The organism is Micromonospora sp. CNZ322, from assembly GCF_007827755.1.
The window spans coordinates 111762-127957 of record NZ_VITD01000002.1 but is presented as its reverse complement, the minus strand read 5'-3'; the positions used below and the strand labels follow the sequence as shown (position 1 = coordinate 127957).

The window sequence follows — 16196 nt, the reverse complement described above, 5'->3', positions numbered from 1 at the left end:
AGAAAGGACGATCATGCTCTCGTACCCCCGGCGCTGGCCCCGGGCGCTCTTCGCGGCGGTCCTCACCGTCGCGAGCGCGGCCCTCGCTGTGGCTGCACCGTCCACCGCCCAGGCGGCGGTGATTCCCGCCTCCGACTATCAGCAGGTCAAGCTCGCCACCGGTTCGGGCGAGCTGGGTGAGGCCATGTCCCTGGCCGTCCTGCCCAACCGCTCGGTGCTGCACACCGCCCGCAACGGCGTCCTGCGGGTGACCGACGTGGCCGGCAACACCAAGGTCTCCGGAACCCTGCCCGTCTACACCCACGACGAGGAGGGGTTGCAGGGCGTCGCCGTCGACCCCAACTTCGCCACCAACCGGTGGATCTACCTGTACTACTCCCCCACGCTGAGCACCCCGTCCGGGGACGCCCCGACCACCGGCTCGCAGTCTGACTGGGACCGGTGGAAGGGGCACCTGCGGCTGTCCCGGTTCACCCTCAACAGCGACGACACGCTCAACCTGGGCAGCGAGAAGATCGTGCTCCAGGTCGCCAACGACCGCGGGCAGTGCTGCCACGTCGGCGGTGACCTGGACTTCGACGCCGCCGGCAACCTGTATCTGACCACCGGCGACGACACCAACCCGTTCGAGTCCTCCGGCTACGCGCCACTCGACGAACGGACCAACCGCAACCCGCAGTTCGACGCCCAGCGCTCGGCGGGCAACACCAACGACCTGCGGGGCAAGGTGCTGCGGATCAAGCCGCAGGCGGACGGCACGTACACGATCCCGTCGGGCAACCTGTTCGCCCCCGGCACGTCGGGCACCCGCCCGGAGATCTACGCCATGGGCCTGCGCAACCCGTTCCGGATGAGCGTCGACAAGGCGACCGGCGTGGTCTACCTCGGTGACTACGGCCCCGATGCAGGCAGCACGAACTCCAGCCGGGGCCCCCAGGGTCAGGTCGAGTTCAACCGCATCGCGGCGCCCGGCAACTACGGCTGGCCGTACTGCACCGGCAGCAACACCAGCACGGAAACATACAATGAATACACCTTCCCGTCCGGGCCGTCGCAGTCCAAGTACAACTGCACGGGCGGGCCGACGAACAACTCGTTCCGCAACACCGGGCTCGGCACGCTGCCCGCGGCGAAACCGGCCTGGATCAAGTACGCGGGCGACTCCGGTTCGCCGTCGGAGTTCGGCAGCGGCTCGGAGTCACCGATGGGTGGGCCGGTCTACCGGTACAACGCCTCGCTCAACTCCAGCATCAAGTTCCCGTCATCGCTGGACGGCCAGTTCTTCGCCGGTGAGTACGGCCGCCGCTGGATCAAGGCCATCAAGGTCAACTCCGACGGCTCGCGCGGGGAGATCTCCAACTTCCCGTGGACCGGCACCCAGGTCATGGACATGACCTTCGGCCCGGACGGCGCCCTGTACGTGCTGGACTACGGCACCGGCTCGAACAACCAGGCGCTCTTCCGGATCGAGTACATCGGTGGTGGCAACCGCAGCCCGATCGCGGTCGCCTCGGCGAACCCCACGTCGGGGGCCAACCCGTTGACCGTCAACTTCTCGTCGGCCGGCAGCTCCGACCCCGAGGGCGGCGCGCTCAGCTACCTGTGGACCTTCGGCGACGGCACCACGTCGACGGCGGCAAACCCCACAAAGACGTACACCACCAACGGCTCGTACAGCCCCACCCTGAAGGTCACCGACCCGACCGGCCTGTCCGGCACGGCGAGCCTGATCGTCACGGTGGGCAACACCGCACCCACGGTGTCCCTCACCTCGCCCACTGACGGGCAGCTGTTCAGCTTCGGTGACACGGTGCCGTACCAGATCTCGGTGAGCGACCCGCAGGACGGCACGATCGACTGCTCCAAGGTGAGCCTGACCTACGCGCTGGGCCACGACAGCCACGCCCACCAGATCACCTCGAAGACCGGGTGCAGTGGCACGATCACCGTGCCGACGGACGGTGAGCACGACTCGGCGGCCAACATCTACGGGGTCTTCGACGCCGCGTACACCGACAACGGTGGGCTCACCACGCACAGCATCAAGACGCTGCAACCGAAACACCGTCAGGGTGAGCACTTCAGCGCCCAGTCCGGTGTCCAGGCCACCGACCACACCAACGCCGAGGGTGGCCGCACGGCCGGGTTCATCGAGAACAACGACTGGATCTCCTACCAGCCGTACAACCTGTCCAACGCGAACCGGTTCACCGCTCGGGTCTCCTCGGCCGGTGCCGGCGGCACCATCGAGGTTCGCGCCGGGTCGGCCACCGGCACCCTGCTGGGCACCGCCACGGTGCCGGTGACCGGTAGCTGGGAGACCTTCGTTGACGTCTCCACCGCCATCAGCAACCCGCCCGCCTCGACGACCACGCTGTACCTGGTGTTCAAGGGCGGCTCGGGCAACCTGTTCGACGTGGACGCGTTCACCTTCGCCACCGGCACCACCACCCCCAGCGGAGGGATCACGCTGCGGGCGCAGGTAAACAACCAGTACGTGTCGGCCGTCGGCACCAACCCGCTGATCGCCGACAAGGCCAGCGTCTCGACGACCGAGCAGTTCGACCGGGTGGACGCCGGCAACGGCAACATCGCCCTGCGGTCGCGCGCCAACGGGCTGTACGTCTGCGCCGACAACGCCGGCGCCAATCCGTTGATCGCGAACCGCACGACGATCGGGCCGTGGGAGACGTTCCAGATCATCAACAACTCCGACGGGACGGTCGGTCTGCGGGCTCTGGCGAACAACCAGATCGTGGCCGCCGAGAACGCCGGGGCCGGATCACTGATCGCCAACCGGACGTCGGTCGGGTCCTGGGAGAGGTTCGTCCTGACCACCAGCTGACCAGCACGTCGTAGGGCCCGGCCTGGGCGGTGACCAGGCCGGGCCCTACTGCGTGAAGTAGGCGGCGCTCTGCGGGTCCGCCGGGTAGTAGGACTCCACAGCGATCTCCTCGATGGTGATGTCCATCGGGGTGCCGAACGTGGTGATGGTCGAGAACAGCCGCAGCTCGCGTCCAGCGATTCGCAGGATCATCGGGATCACCACGTCGGCGTCGACCCGTTGGTCCGGCGGGTCGTCGGGCAGCGGGTTCAGGAGTTCGTCGTAGAGCGCCGCGAGTTCCGCGTCGGGCGCGGCGGCGAGCTGGCGCGAGATCCGGCTGCGGAACACCGCCCGCACGTCCGCCAGGTTGACGACCAGGGGGGCGAGCCCGCGCGGGTGCAGGCCCAGCCGAACCAGGTTCACCGGCGGCCGCAACAGGTCGGGTGCCGCGTACGCGAAGAACGGGTCGACCGCGCGGTTGGTCAGCACGATGTTCCACCGGCGGTCGAAGACCAGCGCCGGATACGGCTCGTGCGCCTGGAGCACCCTGCGGACCGCGTCGAGGGCACCCGACAGGGCGGCGTCGTCGAGCGGGCGCTGGGTGTACCGGGGCGCGAAGCCGGCGGCGAGCAACAGCTGGTTGCGATCACGCAGCGGCACGTGAAGCTGGTCGGCGAGCCGGAGGATCATGTCGGCGCTCGGCGTGGACTTGCCGGTCTCGACCAGGCTGACGTGCCGAGCCGAGACATCCGCGGCGATCGCCAGGTCGAGTTGGCTGAGCCCTCGGCGTTTGCGCCACTGCCGCAGGAGTTCCCCGACCGCGTACACGATCATGAGCCTACTCATCGTCGCCCGCAACGCCATGAAGTGCGATGTCATCGACAAGCGCACGAGGCCGGGGAAACACTTGCGGCCATGACCACCGAGAACAAGAGCATCGTCGGACGTGCGTTGGCGGGACTGGTCGACACCGGCGACGTCGACACGCTCGCCTCGTATCTGAGCGAGGACTTCACCCATCACCGGTCGGATTCGACGACCTCGACCAGGGCACAGTGGCTCGCCGCGGTCCGCGCCGCGCTGGGCCCGACCGCCGGCATGCGGGTCGACATCCTGCACCTGCTGGCCGACGGTGACCACGTCGTGGTGCACTCGCGACGCCGACTCCCCGATGGAGGGCCGGAGATCGTGGTGGTCGACGTCCTGCGGATCGCCGACGGATTGATCGCGGAGGTGTGGGAAGTCATCGAACCGGCAGCCCAGGCGGCCGCCAACGGCGCGTGGTGGGACGCGGGTGCCTAGATCGGGAAGCGGCCGTGGCGCCAGTGCCAGTGGCCGCCGGCCCGCAGGTGGTCGATGATCGCGCGCTGGAGCACCGTGCGGCGCGGCAGCTCGTCGAGCGGCGTGCTCAGGGTCCGGAACCCGAACCGCAGCACCTCGATGTCGGCGTCCGGCCCCGCCGACTCGTCATAGGGCTCCAGCTCAAACCGGCGCTGGAACCGCACGATGTTGGAGTCCTCGGGAAGGTACTCCCGCAGCTGTGGGTCGAGCAGCCACGAGGCGCAGGAGAACGCGGTGTAGCGCTCGTCGGGGAAATGCCGGGGGAAGAACGCGCGGGCCTCGCCGAGGGACGCCTCGACCGCCTCCGTGGTCAACGGCCCCGAATCGGGGACGTGCAGGCCGATGGCGCCGTCGCCACGCTGGTGCTGTAGCCGGCCCAGCTCGTAGACGCTGCCGCGCGAGTGCAGCGTCAGCCAGCTCTGCATGACCGGCCACCCCTCGCCGCGCATCCGTCGGTCGATGGCGAGGTTGCGGCCCAGGTCAGCCACTGTCACCCAGGTCACGGCATCGGGGATGCCGTGGTCGCGGTGGTACCCGCGCACCACGTCGACCAGGGCCAGGTACGCGTACACGTAGAGATGGCGCCAGGCAGGCCCGCGCTCTCGCGGCAGCTCCGGGCCGGGCGACAGCCAGTCGTAGCCCGCGAGGTCGGCGCGGACCAGGGCGATCGAGCGGTCGAGCAGCCAGCGCAGCTCGGGAGTCCACAGCGGAGAGTCAGGGTCGGGCCAGCCCGCGATGATCTCGGCGGCGTCGTCCGGCCGCACGGCGAGCCGGTCGAGGAGCGCGGGCGCGTCGGCCTTGTCTGGCAACGGAACTGACGGCCCGTCAGCGGCGAGCCGGTGCACCCGGTCGACCTCCTCGACGGGCACCCCGAGCCGGGCGGCGATGTCGTCCAGATCCACGCCGACGACAGTACCGGCCGGCGGGCCTCTCAGGAGTCCGCCGGCACTCCGGCGTCGAGTTGCCCGATCATCGGCGCGAGAAGCTCGTTGAGCTCCCGGGCCAGCACCGCCACGGCCCGGCGTGCCGCCACGGCGACCTCGTCGTCCGGACCGTCGGGCGTCGGCGGCAGGTCGTCGAGCGGGACCGGCGCCTCCACCTGAAGCAGCGCGCGCAGATGCGGACGTCGCGTCTGGTCCTCCTCGGTGGGTGTGGTGAACTGGCCGAACAGTTGGGGCCAGTCCTGCCAACCACGGTCGCGCTGCCACTGCCTGGTCCAGGTCAGCTCGGCCGGCCAGCGGGAGGCCAACGTCACCGCGCAGACCAGGCTGCCGTCCCACGGGCTGCGCGCGCAGGTCGCCGAGATGATCCGCCGGTGCCAGCGCACGAAGCCCGGCGACAGCTCGGTGGCCAGCCGCCAGGCGGTCACCGCGAACGCCACGGGCGCGAAGTCACCCCAGGTGTCGGCGAACTCGTCGATCCGACGAAACACCTCGGCCTCGTACCGGCCGCGCCCGTCGGTGCCGTGCTCACGGTCGAACTGCTCGTCCAGCCAGAAGGCGCGCGGTTCCGGCATCCTCAACCCCGTTTCACAGCGATGGTGTTGCCTGCCTCGAACCTATGCGAATGTCGGGGTCGCGGACGCCATCCTCGCCCGTTGCCAACCTGCGCGCCGCCGAGGTGGCGGCAACCCGCTCAGCCCGCTCAGCCGACGAATACGCAGAAGGGATGCCCAGCCAGGTCGGCGTACACGCGCAGTGGCTCGTCCGGGTCGTCGATGCGGTCGTACAACAGCCGGCCGCCGAGGCGCAGCACGCGCTCATGCTGGACCAGCAACTCCTCGACGGACTCCACGGTCAGGTCCAGGTGCAGCTGCTGGGGCACGGTATTCGCCGGCCACGTCGCCTCCGGCAGATGCTCCACCTGCTGAAACGCGATCTGGGGTCCGCCGCCGGGCGACCGCAGCACCAGCCAGTCACGGCCGCGTTCGTCGGCCTCGCCGGCCGCTGGCGGTTCGTCACCGGGCCGGTAGACGAAGCCCAGTAGCTGTCGATAGAACTCCGCCAGCGCCCGCGCGTCGGTGCAGTCGAGCACCACCGAACACAGCTTGGGCACGCTCTCCTGGTCGACCATGGTTGATCACCTCCAGGTGCCATTCTGGTCGAATCGCGGCGCAGCCGCTTGACAAAGGCCTGCCTCCAGAGTGGACGATGCACCGTGCGAATTCTTGTGGTGGGTGGCAGCGGCCTGATCGGCGCTCACGTCGTGGACGTGCTCCGGGAACGTGGCCATGCCGCGACCACTGTGGCGCGTACCGCCCAGCCGGGCGTCGACCATCTGCTCGATGTCGGGTCCGCCTCGATCGAGGAGCTGCGGCCGTTGCTCGCCGGTCACGACGGCGTCGTGTACGCCACCCGCACCGAGGAGCAACGGCCGCTGCCCAAGCCGATCTATCCCGAGTTCCGCCGCGACAACGTCGACCCGGTGGTACGCCTGTTCACCGCCGCCCGCCTCGAAAGGCTCACCCGGGGCGTCGTGATGGGCTCCTACTACACCTACTTCGACCGGCTCCACCCGCAGTGGCGCCTCGCCGAGCGGCACACGTACATCCGGTGCCGCCTGGAGCAGGCCCGCGAGGGTCGGGCGGCTGCCGGCGAGGGTCTGCCGGTCGCCGTACTCGAACTGCCCTTCGTCTTCGGTCGGGCGGGCGACCGACTGCCCAACTGGGCCGGTCCGCTGGACCGGTGGGCCCGCTCGCGTACACCGCTGGTCGCCCCGACCGGCGGCAGCGCCGCGGCCTCCGCCCGCAGCGTGGCCGAAGTCGCTGTCGACGCCCTCGAGCAGGCCAGCGGCGCGGACATCCCGGTCGCCGACGAGAACCTCACCTGGCACGACATGATCGGGCGCATCGCCGACGCGGTCGGTCGGCGACGCCGGGTCGCGCGGATGCCGTCGGGCGCCGCGAAGGCCGCGCTGCGACTGGGCGGCGCGCTACAGGCCCTCGGCCGTAAGGAGTCGGGGGTGAACCCCAGCTACCTCGCCGACCTCCTGCTCGCCGATCTGTTCATCGAACCGACGAGCGGTCGACCGCTGGACCCGGCCCTACGCGAAACCTTCCCGAGCCGCGCCGCCTGACCCCCCTTGGCGTCGATCGTCAGGTTGTGGAGTCTGCCGGGCGGCGATCTCGACGAACTCGTGCACCAGAGGTGACCGGTTGTCCTCGGCCCAGGCCAGGCACACCTGGTTGTGGCCGAGGTCGGTGACGGGTACGTGGCTGACGTCGGGTCTCGTGTAGAACGTCGCCGTCGACAGCGGCAGGATCACCATCCCGGCGTACGCGGCGACATGCTCCAGTTTCTCCTCCACGGAGTTCAGCTCGGGCCGAGGGCGGAGACCGGGCTCCGTCCGGCGGTTCGGTAGGTCCCGCCACTCCGGCACCGCGTCCGGGTCCTGCAAGAGCCGTTCCTCGACCAGCTCGGCGAGGTCGATCGACTCCTTGCCGGCCAGCCGGTGATCGGTGGGCAGGACGACGACGCGGGGTTCGGTGAACAGGGGGCGCAGGCGCAGGCCACGCTGGTCCACCGGGAGCCGCACGTAGCTGACGTCCGCGCGCCCCTCGCGGACGATCTCGGCCTGGTCGTCCCAGGAGGTACGGACCACGTTGACGGCCAGGTCGGGGTGCCGCTGGCCGATGGCACGGGCCTCGGCGGTCACGAGAACGCCGGGCATGAACGCGATGGTGAACGTCGGCCTGCCGTGGGCGGCCCGTTGCACCCGCCGTCGCAGGGCCTCGGCCGAGGCGAGCAGCGGACGGGCGTCGGTCAGCAGCTGGCGACCGGCGTCGGTGAGCACGGTGGAGCGGCGGTCCCGGACGAAGAGCTCGGCGCGCAGTTCGTGCTCGAAGGCCCGGATCTGGCGCGACAGGACCGGCTGGGCGATGTGCAGCCGCGCGGCGGCCCGGCCGAAGTGCAACTCCTCCGCGACCGCCACGAAGTAGCGGAGCTTGCGCAGATCGACGTCCACCCTGCCCCCATCCGTTTCCGCTCCGGGCGGTTCCACGATACCCGCAAGGTATGACCGGGGTGATGCTCAATGGGCATCACAGGAGGTGAAAGAGGTCTTGGACGCGGGCCTCCCCGGCGGAGCACGGTGGTAACCGTTCCCACCACTCGATCCGGAAGGACACGATCATGACCCTCATCGACCAGCGCGTCGTCGTACTCGGCGGAACCTCGGGGATCGGCCTCGCCACCGCCGCCCGCGCCGCCCGCGAGGGCGCCCAGGTCGTGGTCGCCTCCAGCAATCAGCGCAGCGTGGACCGCGCCCTGACGACCCTGCCGACCACCACCCAGGGGTACGTCGCCAACCTCACCAAGCCCGACGCCGTGTCCCGTCTGTTCCACGATCTCGGGTCGTTTGACCACCTCGTCTACACCGCCGGCGAACCCCTCGCGCTGATGTCCGTCGACGCCCTCGACCTCACCGCCGCCCGGACCGCCTTCGACCTGCGCTACTTCGGCTCCCTGTCGGCGGTCAACGCGGCGTTGCCGTACCTGCGCCCCGGTGGGTCGATCACCCTCACCACCGGCACCGCAAACCACCGGCCCAGCGCTGGCTGGTCCGTCGCGGCCAGCATCACCGGGGCGATCGACGCGCTGGTCCGCGCGCTCGCCGTCGAACTCGCCCCGATCCGGGTCAACGCCGTCTCCGCCGGCGTGATCCGCTCACCGCTCTGGGACTCACTGCCGACCGAAACCCGAGAGCAGATGTACGCGCAGCTCAGCGGCTCGCTTCCGCTCGGACGTGTGGGCGAGCCCGAGGAGGTCGCCGAGGCGTTCGTCTACCTCCTGCGGGCGACCTACGCCACCGGCACGGTGGTGACCGTGGACGGCGGCACCCTGATCTCCTGAACCCGTCTGCTCCTGCGCGCTGCGCGCCGGGTTTGCGCACTCCAAGATCCGCGCTACTTCAGGGATGTGGTGGTCTCCGCCGCCCGCGAGGGCCCTATATCCCTGAAGTTGCGGGTGGACCGTACTGCGGCGGCCGTCAGCGGAGCTGTTCAGCCAGGCCGACGATGATGCCCTCGGGGCCGCGGACGTAGCAGAGCCGGTAGACGTCCTCGTACCGCTCCACCTCCCCGACAAGCTCGGCGCCAAGGCCGCGCAGCCGGGTGATCACGTCCTCGATGTCGTCGACGGCGAACATGATGCGCCGAATGCCCAGCGTGTTGGCCGGCGCGTTCTTCGGTTCCGCGCTGATCGCCGTCGGTCGGTGGAACATCGCCAGCTCGACCTTGCCGTGGCCGTCCGGGGTCCGCAGCATCGCGACCTCCTGCCGGACGTCGTCGATCCCGATGACACGCTCCACCCACCGCCCCTCGACCGGCCCCCGCCCCTCCAGCTCCATGCCGAGTTCGACGAAGAACGCGATGACCGTGTCAAGGTCCTCGACAACGATGAGGACGTTGTCCATCCGCTGGATCGCCATGCTGGATCTCCCTGCTCTGGTGCGGTCACAGTGACCGCATCCTCCCCGAGGACGGAGCCACTCGGCCGTTCTCGACGTCCAACGCGGGCCGCCTTTTCGCGTGGCGGGCCGCTGACCGTCGACGAGCGTCTGCACATCCGCGGGTACGGTCACCGCTGCGCGGGCGTTGGTCGTCGCTGGTCGCTGTTAGCTAGCCTTCGACGGCCCGGCGATGGTCAGCGACGTGCAGGGAGGCCGGATGTTCGAGGTAACGGGACCCGTCATGACTGATGCTGGCATGCAGGTGCTCTGGAACCCGGAGGGCTTCGCCTCGGTCGTCGACGACGACTCATGGGAAGGCTCGTTGCTCAAGGACGATGACATCCTCCAGCACGTCCTGGCCGGCGTGCTCGTGCCGATCAACCTCGGGGACTCCGCGTTCCAGTTCGTGGTCCGTGTCGGCGACTCCCAGCAGGCTGCGGACCTGACAACGCGCGAGCGGGCGCGCCTCGTCGTCGCATCAGAGCCCTACCTCATCACCTCAGCCGGGTCGCTCTACCTGAGCGGACTGGAGGACGTGTCAGCAATCCCGGACGAGAAAGCCCTACACGTGGCGGCGCCCGCCGGCCGTTACGCGGTGACCGTCAACCTCATCGACTGGGAGAGCGAGCCGGACTCGCGGGCACTGACTGGGGATCCCTCACCATGCGCGTTGCCGGACTTCGTCCTTCTGTTGACCGCGCCCACGTGGCCGGAACCGGCCTTTCGGCACAGCTTGCAGACGCTTCCTCCACCGCCGTAGCTTCGGCCACACGGCGGCTGAAAGGCTGAGCAGGTGGGGTTGAAGAACGAGTCGGCGGCAGGGCTCGCCAAGGCGCGCCTGGCTGAGTGGCGAGGCGTCAACTACGGCGGCTGGCGCGCGATGCTCGATGACAAGCACGTACGCCACGCCATCGGCGATGACGGCAAGCGGTATCGCCTGGTCAGCTACGCCCTTGATGACGACGATGGGCGCATCCGCATGTCGGTCGCCGTGGATGGCGGGACCTGGTCGGCCTTCGTACCGCTGGTGCGAGACGAGATCATGAATGCGGATGGCACGTTCGTCGAGTGACTGTGCTCCGACCGTCATTGAGCTGGCCGCTCGACGGCCAGTCGCGCACGGTGCGACAGAGGAAGGTCAGCTATCTGGTGTTCCAAGCACCAAAGTGAGCCCTTCCTCAGCCGCCAGCACCGCACCGCCGAACTCCACCTGCGCGGCTGCCACCGCGGCTGACCGGTCGTTGCCGGGCCAAAAATGGGTGAGCATCAGGCGGCGGGCACCCGCGCGGCGAGCCCACCGACCGGCCTCGGTGGAGGTCATGAGGTGACGGGTGGGACGGCTGGCCTCACCCTCGTAGTCCGTCGCTTCGACGATGAACAGGTCGGCGCCACGGCCCAGCTCGGCCAACGCGGGAGTCGGCCCCGTGTCCCCGGAGTAGGCCATGACGATTCCGTCGGCCTGAATCCGGATGCCGGCGTTGGGCACGAAGTGCGGCAGAGACAGCCCAGTGAGGTCGAACGGCCCGACCCGGTAGCTGCCAGGCAGTGGATGCAGATCGAATACCGAGTGCAGGTCGACATCGGGCTCCAACCCACCGAGCCGGTCCAGCACGCCGGGCGGGCAGAACAACGGCAGCCGTGGTCCCCCGGGATGTCCGTAGAACCGCATCCTGAACAGACCGTGCAGGTCGACGCAGTGATCCGGGTGCTCATGGGTGATGACGACGGCATCCAGCGCACCATCGGGCCAGTGCGTGAGCAACCGCGGCAGCGTGGCGTAGCCCAGGTCAAGCACCAATCGGTAGCCGTCCCAGTCCACCGCGAAGCCGCTACAGGCACGGCCTGGCTCGGGAAACGCACCAGAACTGCCAAGCACGGTGACCTGTCGCATCCGCACAGCGTGCCAGAGTCGCCAAGTCTCGGTTCAGCATGATGGCTCGCGTCGATCGAGACCCAGACGCACGGACGGCCGCCAGCGCCGGGTTGCGGCAGAATGCGTGCATGCCCAGCGGACCCACCATGGATGACCTGTACCCCGAGGTGGTAGCCGCAGGCCGCCTTGCCACCTCCCTCGACGCCGTCGCCGCAGATCATGGCCTCTCACTCGGATCGGCTCGAACGTCGGAATGGTCCTCCCCCCTGACGTGGGCGAGTGTCCCAAGTGGAGCTTTGGTTCGTGACGATCTCACGGTTAGTGCGAGCACCGATGAACGCCGCTTCAGAGTCGAAGGATGGGGGCAGGGAATCCAGTTGATCGCTGGCACCACCAACGACCTGGTCGAGGTCGTCCGAGCGGCGCACAACTGGCGTTCCGGCATGCCATTGCACGACATCAGGCGCTCGGTGCCATTTGTCACGCTGACTCGTCGAGGCGAAGTCGTCGAGCTAGGCCCGGCGCGAGTGGTAGCGGCGGAATGGCAGTGGCTAAGACAAACAACCGAGGAGACCGATCAGCCGAGCCACCGGGCGCTGATCGAGGCAGCTTACGACGAGCCGAGGCTACGGCAGCTGTACCCGTACATGAGTCACTCCGTCCTGAACTTCTCTACCACCACGGGCTATCCGTTCTCACCCAGCCCGGTCAGCCTCGGTGCGCTTGGTTCGCACTCGAACTTCCGGGTCTGGGGACGTAGTGAGGTAGTCGGCGAGACCGCCACCGCCGCAGAGGCCGTGGCGTTGGCGGTCTCGCACTTTCCGGCCGACCTCGGCCCGGCCGTCGCTGGCAGACACGAGGCGTAGCCCCGCACGGCCGTGCGACCTCGCCGTTGTCTGCCAACCAGAGTGACGGTCGACAGGCGCTCCCCACTGCGTGAGGACAGGCGTCACTTGGCGTTGAAGTAGTTGGCCTCCGGGTGGTGGACCACGATCGCGTCGGTGGCCTGCTCCGGCATCAGCTGGAACTCCTCGGACAGCTCGACCCCGATCCGCTCCGCGCCGAGCAGATCCATGATCTTCGCCCGGTCCTCCAGGTCGGGGCAGGCCGGATAGCCGAACGCGTACCGGCAACCCCGGTAGTCGTTGTGCAGGATGCCGGCGAGGTCCGCCGGGTCGTCGTGCCCCAGCGGACGACCGTCGGGCAGGGTCATCTCGGCGCGGATGCGCTGGTGCCAGTATTCGGCGAGGGCCTCGGTGAGCTGCACGGAGAGCCCGTGCACCTCCAGGTAGTCGCGGTACTCGTTGCGGGCGAACAGCTTCGCCGCGTACTCGCTGACCGGCTGGCCGACGGTGACCAGCTGCAACGCGACCACATCGAGCTGGTCGCCCTGTGGCCTGAAGAAGTCCGCCAGGCAGAGCCGCCGCTCCTGGCGTTGGCGGGGGAAGGAGAACCGGGCGCGCTCCGCGTGCCCGTTCTCGTCGAGCACCACCAGGTCGTTGCCTTCGGAGTACGCGGGGAAGTAGCCGTACACCACGGCTGCCTCAAGGACCTGGTCGGCGATCAGCCGGTCCAACCAGTACCGCAGCCGCGGCCGGCCCTCGGTCTCGACCAGCTCCTCGTAGGAGGGCCCGCTGCCGCCCCGGACGCCACGCAGCCCCCACTGCCCGGAGAAGGTGGCACGCTCGTCGAGCAGCGCGGCGTAGTCGGCCATCGGCACGCCCTTGACGACCCGGGTGCCGAAGAACGGCGGGGTGGGCACCGCCGCGTCGGCGGCCACGTCGGAGCGGACCGAGGAGTCGTGCAGCTCCGGCAGCGACGTGGTGACCATCGAGCGCTGCCGTTCCCGGCGCGCCCGTCGGGCCGCGAGGGCCGCCTCCCGCTCCGGGTCGATCACCGGGGCGCCACCGCGCTTGGCGGTCATCACCCGGTCCATCAGGGACAGGCCCTCGAACGCGTCCCGTGCGTAGTGCACCTGCCCGGGGAACGTCGACCGCAGATCGTCCTCGACGTACGCGCGGGTCAGCGCCGCCCCACCCAGCAGGACGGGCCAACGCTCCGCGACCCCGCGGGTGGCCATCTCGGCCAGGTTCTCCTTCATGATGACGGTGCTCTTCACCAGCAGCCCGGACATGCCGATCGCGTCGGCGCGGTGCTGCTCGGCGGCGTCCAGGATGGCGCTGATCGGCTGCTTGATGCCGATGTTCACCACCTCGTAGCCGTTGTTGGACAGGATGATGTCGACCAGGTTCTTGCCGATGTCGTGCACGTCGCCGCGCACGGTGGCGAGCACGATGCGGCCCTTGCCGCCGTCCTCCGCGGTCTCCATGTGTGGTTCCAGGTAGGCCACCGCGGTCTTCATCACCTCGGCGGACTGGAGCACGAACGGCAGCTGCATCTGGCCGGAGCCGAACAGCTCACCGACCACCTTCATGCCGTCCAGCAGGATGTCGTTGATGATCGACAACGGTGACCGGCCGCCGGCCATCGCCTCGTCCAGGTCGGCCTCCAGGCCGTTGCGCTCGCCGTCGATGATCCGCCGCTTGAGCCGTTCGTCCAGCGGCAGCGCCGCCAACTCCTGCGCGCGGCTGGCCCGGGCGCTGGTCACGTCGACGCCCTCGAAGAGCTCCAGGAAACGTTGCACCGGGTCGTACCCCTCGCGACGCCGGTCGTACACCAGGTCCAGGGCGACCTCGCGCTGCGCGTCGGGGATCTTCGACATCGGCAGGATCTTGCTGGCGTGCACGATCGCCGAGGTCAGGCCGGCCTGCACGCACTCGTGCAGGAACACCGAGTTGAGCACCTGCCGGGCCGCCGGGTTGAGCCCGAACGAGATGTTCGAGATGCCCAGGGTGAAGTTGACACCAGGGTAGCGGCGGGAGATCTCCCGGATCGCCTCGATCGTCTCGATGCCGTCGCGGCGGGTCTCCTCCTGTCCGGTGGCGATCGGGAAGGTCAGCGCGTCGATCAGGATGTCGGAGCGGTCCACGCCCCAGCGGCCGGTCAGGTCGTCGATCAACCGCGCCGCGACCCGGACCTTCCACTCCTGGGTACGGGCCTGGCCCTCCTCGTCGATGAGCAGCGCCACCACCGCCGCGCCGTGCTCACGGACGATCGGCATCACCCGCGCGTACCGGGATTCGGGGCCGTCGCCGTCCTCGAAGTTCACCGAGTTGACCACGCAGCGGCCGCCGAGCATCTCCAAGCCGGCCTCCACCACGTTTGGCTCGGTGGAGTCCAACATGATCGGCAGGGTGGACGCGGTGGCGAACCGGCCGGCCAGCTCCCGCATGTCCTGCGTGCCGTCGCGGCCGACGTAGTCCACACACAGGTCGAGCAGGTGCGAGCCGTCGCGCGCCTGACTGCGGGCGATCTCCACACAGGCCCGCCAGTCGCCGGCGAGCATCGCCTCCCGGAACGCCTTCGAACCGTTGGCGTTGGTCCGCTCCCCCACCATCAGCACCGACGCGTCCTGAGCGAACGGCACCGGGTGGTAGACCGAGGAGACGCCCGCCTCGTGCCGGGGCTCGCGGGCCGGAGCGGTGACGCCGTGCAGGCGCTCGGCCAGCACGCGGATGTGCTCCGGGGTGGTGCCGCAGCAGCCGCCGACCAGCCCCACGCCGTACTCGGTGATGAACCGCTCCAGGGCCTCGGCCAGCTCCACGGGAGTCAGCGGGAAGTACGCCCCGTCGGCGGTCAGCACCGGCAGGCCGGCGTTCGGCATCACCGACAGCGGGATGCGGGAGTGCTGCGACAGGTAGCGCAGGTGCTCGCTCATTTCGGCCGGGCCGGTGGAGCAGTTGAGCCCGATCAGGTCCACGCCGAGCGGCTCGATCGCGGCGAGGGCCGCCCCGATCTCGCTGCCGACCAGCATGGTGCCGGTGGTCTCCACGGCCACGTGACAGATGATCGGCACCGACTGGCCCAGCTCGGCCATCGCCCGCTTCGACCCGACCACTGCCGCCTTGACCTGGAGCAGGTCCTGGCAGGTCTCGATGATCAGCGCGTCCGCGCCGCCGACGATCAGACCCGCGGCGTTCTCCTGATAGGCGTCGCGCAGGGTCGAGTAGGCGGCGTGCCCGAGGGTGGGCAGCTTGGTGCCCGGCCCGATCGAGCCGAGCACGAACCGGGGTCGCTCCGGGGTGCTGGCCGCGTCGGCGGCCTCCCGGGCGATCCGGGCGCCCGCCTCGGACAACTCGCGGATGCGGTGCGGGATGTCGTACTCGGCGAGGTTGGCGAGGTTGGCCCCGAAGGTGTTCGTCTCCACGCAGTCGGCACCGACGGCCAGGTAGGCGTCGTGCACGCCGCGCACCACGTCCGGGCGGGTGACGTTGAGGATCTCGTTGCACCCCTCCAGCCCGTCGAAGTCGTCGAGCGTGAGGTCCGCGGCCTGAAGCATCGTGCCCATCGCGCCGTCGGCGATGAGAATGCGATCAGCCAGCACATCCATCAATGAAGTCCGCACCCGTTCAGGTTAGTGCGATTCGGCCGGACTCCACGACCATCCTCGAGCGATCCCCTATTGTGTCACGGGGATCACCCTGTCTGGTTCGTTCGGGTATGACCTGCTGCCGGAGCGGCCGACCGGCGCGGCCGCCGGGCCGCACCCTCGCCCTGCACGTAGGCTGACGGACGTGAAGGACAACAGGGACGCCGCCGTGCCACACGGTATGACGACCGGGCGCGGTCCCGGCGCCAGCCGCGACGAGC

15 protein-coding genes are annotated in these 16196 nt (G+C 69.4%); 7 read left to right on the top strand and 8 right to left on the bottom strand.

The features are described from left to right. Window positions 1-13: 13 nt before the first annotated feature. Window positions 14-2845, top strand: a complete 2832-nt coding sequence (locus FB453_RS05595; RefSeq protein ID WP_145788079.1) for a PQQ-dependent sugar dehydrogenase — start codon at window positions 14-16, stop codon at window positions 2843-2845. Between the two features lie 45 nt (window positions 2846-2890). Here the strand turns inward: FB453_RS05595 and FB453_RS05590 are convergent, their stop codons facing one another. Further along, window positions 2891-3703, bottom strand: a complete 813-nt coding sequence (locus FB453_RS05590; protein WP_486480167.1) for a helix-turn-helix transcriptional regulator — start codon at window positions 3701-3703, stop codon at window positions 2891-2893. A 36-nt stretch (window positions 3704-3739) separates the two neighbouring features. Between FB453_RS05590 and FB453_RS05585 the strand changes: the two genes are divergently transcribed. After that, window positions 3740-4126, top strand: coding sequence for a nuclear transport factor 2 family protein (locus FB453_RS05585; RefSeq protein ID WP_145788078.1), 387 nt, complete (start codon window positions 3740-3742; stop codon window positions 4124-4126). On the opposite strand, the gene FB453_RS05580 is transcribed toward FB453_RS05585, so the two are convergent. The 3 genes from FB453_RS05580 to FB453_RS05570 form a co-directional block, all read right to left on the bottom strand. Beyond that, on the bottom strand, window positions 4123-5067 hold the full coding sequence (locus tag FB453_RS05580) for an acyltransferase domain-containing protein (protein ID WP_145788076.1): 945 nt from the start codon (window positions 5065-5067) through the stop codon (window positions 4123-4125). The two genes, FB453_RS05585 and FB453_RS05580, sit on opposite strands and share 4 nt — an antisense overlap. Window positions 5068-5096: 29 nt before the next feature. Then, complete coding sequence (locus FB453_RS05575; protein ID WP_486480166.1) at window positions 5097-5681, bottom strand: hypothetical protein; 585 nt, start codon at window positions 5679-5681, stop codon at window positions 5097-5099. Between the two features lie 128 nt (window positions 5682-5809). Continuing rightward, on the bottom strand, window positions 5810-6238 hold the full coding sequence (locus FB453_RS05570; protein ID WP_112700187.1) for a VOC family protein: 429 nt from the start codon (window positions 6236-6238) through the stop codon (window positions 5810-5812). An 84-nt stretch (window positions 6239-6322) separates the two neighbouring features. Between FB453_RS05570 and FB453_RS05565 the strand changes: the two genes are divergently transcribed. Beyond that, window positions 6323-7240, top strand: coding sequence for an NAD-dependent epimerase/dehydratase family protein (locus FB453_RS05565; RefSeq protein ID WP_145788071.1), 918 nt, complete (start codon window positions 6323-6325; stop codon window positions 7238-7240). On the opposite strand, the gene FB453_RS05560 is transcribed toward FB453_RS05565, so the two are convergent. After that, complete coding sequence (locus tag FB453_RS05560) at window positions 7208-8128, bottom strand: LysR family transcriptional regulator (RefSeq protein ID WP_112734484.1); 921 nt, start codon at window positions 8126-8128, stop codon at window positions 7208-7210. The genes FB453_RS05565 and FB453_RS05560 overlap by 33 nt on opposite strands. 167 nt (window positions 8129-8295) lie before the next feature. On the opposite strand from FB453_RS05560, the gene FB453_RS05555 reads away from it, so the two are divergent. Further along, a complete protein-coding gene (locus FB453_RS05555) occupies window positions 8296-9015 on the top strand; it encodes an SDR family oxidoreductase (RefSeq protein ID WP_145788068.1) in 720 nt (239 codons plus the stop codon). 136 nt (window positions 9016-9151) lie between these two features. On the opposite strand, the gene FB453_RS05550 is transcribed toward FB453_RS05555, so the two are convergent. Beyond that, on the bottom strand, window positions 9152-9592 hold the full coding sequence (locus FB453_RS05550; protein ID WP_145788065.1) for a VOC family protein: 441 nt from the start codon (window positions 9590-9592) through the stop codon (window positions 9152-9154). A gap of 211 nt (window positions 9593-9803) precedes the next feature. Between FB453_RS05550 and FB453_RS05545 the strand changes: the two genes are divergently transcribed. Next, the gene (locus FB453_RS05545) at window positions 9804-10373 is read left to right on the top strand and encodes a hypothetical protein (RefSeq protein WP_112625105.1); all 570 of its coding nucleotides are present in this window, start codon (window positions 9804-9806) and stop codon (window positions 10371-10373) included. Between the two features lie 33 nt (window positions 10374-10406). Beyond that, a complete protein-coding gene (locus FB453_RS05540) occupies window positions 10407-10685 on the top strand; it encodes a hypothetical protein (protein WP_145788063.1) in 279 nt (92 codons plus the stop codon). 66 nt (window positions 10686-10751) lie between these two features. On the opposite strand, the gene FB453_RS05535 is transcribed toward FB453_RS05540, so the two are convergent. Then, complete coding sequence (locus FB453_RS05535; RefSeq protein ID WP_145788060.1) at window positions 10752-11504, bottom strand: MBL fold metallo-hydrolase; 753 nt, start codon at window positions 11502-11504, stop codon at window positions 10752-10754. A 359-nt stretch (window positions 11505-11863) separates the two neighbouring features. Between FB453_RS05535 and FB453_RS05530 the strand changes: the two genes are divergently transcribed. Continuing rightward, the gene (locus tag FB453_RS05530; RefSeq protein WP_145788059.1) at window positions 11864-12352 is read left to right on the top strand and encodes a DUF6193 family natural product biosynthesis protein; all 489 of its coding nucleotides are present in this window, start codon (window positions 11864-11866) and stop codon (window positions 12350-12352) included. Between the two features lie 83 nt (window positions 12353-12435). Here the strand turns inward: FB453_RS05530 and metH are convergent, their stop codons facing one another. Beyond that, window positions 12436-15936, bottom strand: a complete 3501-nt coding sequence (gene metH / locus FB453_RS05525) for a methionine synthase (cobalamin-dependent) (protein WP_486480211.1) — start codon at window positions 15934-15936, stop codon at window positions 12436-12438. Window positions 15937-16196: the final 260 nt, after the last annotated feature.

Coding starts and splice junctions, on each gene's coding strand:
- FB453_RS05595 (WP_145788079.1), top strand. CDS start 14: ATGCTCTCGTACCCCCGGCGCTGGCCCCGGGCGCTCTTCGCGGCGGTC.
- FB453_RS05570 (WP_112700187.1), bottom strand. CDS start 6,238: ATGGTCGACCAGGAGAGCGTGCCCAAGCTGTGTTCGGTGGTGCTCGAC.
- FB453_RS05590 (WP_486480167.1), bottom strand. CDS start 3,703: ATGACATCGCACTTCATGGCGTTGCGGGCGACGATGAGTAGGCTCATG.
- FB453_RS05575 (WP_486480166.1), bottom strand. CDS start 5,681: ATGCCGGAACCGCGCGCCTTCTGGCTGGACGAGCAGTTCGACCGTGAG.
- FB453_RS05585 (WP_145788078.1), top strand. CDS start 3,740: ATGACCACCGAGAACAAGAGCATCGTCGGACGTGCGTTGGCGGGACTG.
- FB453_RS05535 (WP_145788060.1), bottom strand. CDS start 11,504: ATGCGACAGGTCACCGTGCTTGGCAGTTCTGGTGCGTTTCCCGAGCCA.
- metH (WP_486480211.1), bottom strand. CDS start 15,936: ATGGATGTGCTGGCTGATCGCATTCTCATCGCCGACGGCGCGATGGGC.
- FB453_RS05545 (WP_112625105.1), top strand. CDS start 9,804: ATGGTCAGCGACGTGCAGGGAGGCCGGATGTTCGAGGTAACGGGACCC.
- FB453_RS05550 (WP_145788065.1), bottom strand. CDS start 9,592: ATGGCGATCCAGCGGATGGACAACGTCCTCATCGTTGTCGAGGACCTT.
- FB453_RS05555 (WP_145788068.1), top strand. CDS start 8,296: ATGACCCTCATCGACCAGCGCGTCGTCGTACTCGGCGGAACCTCGGGG.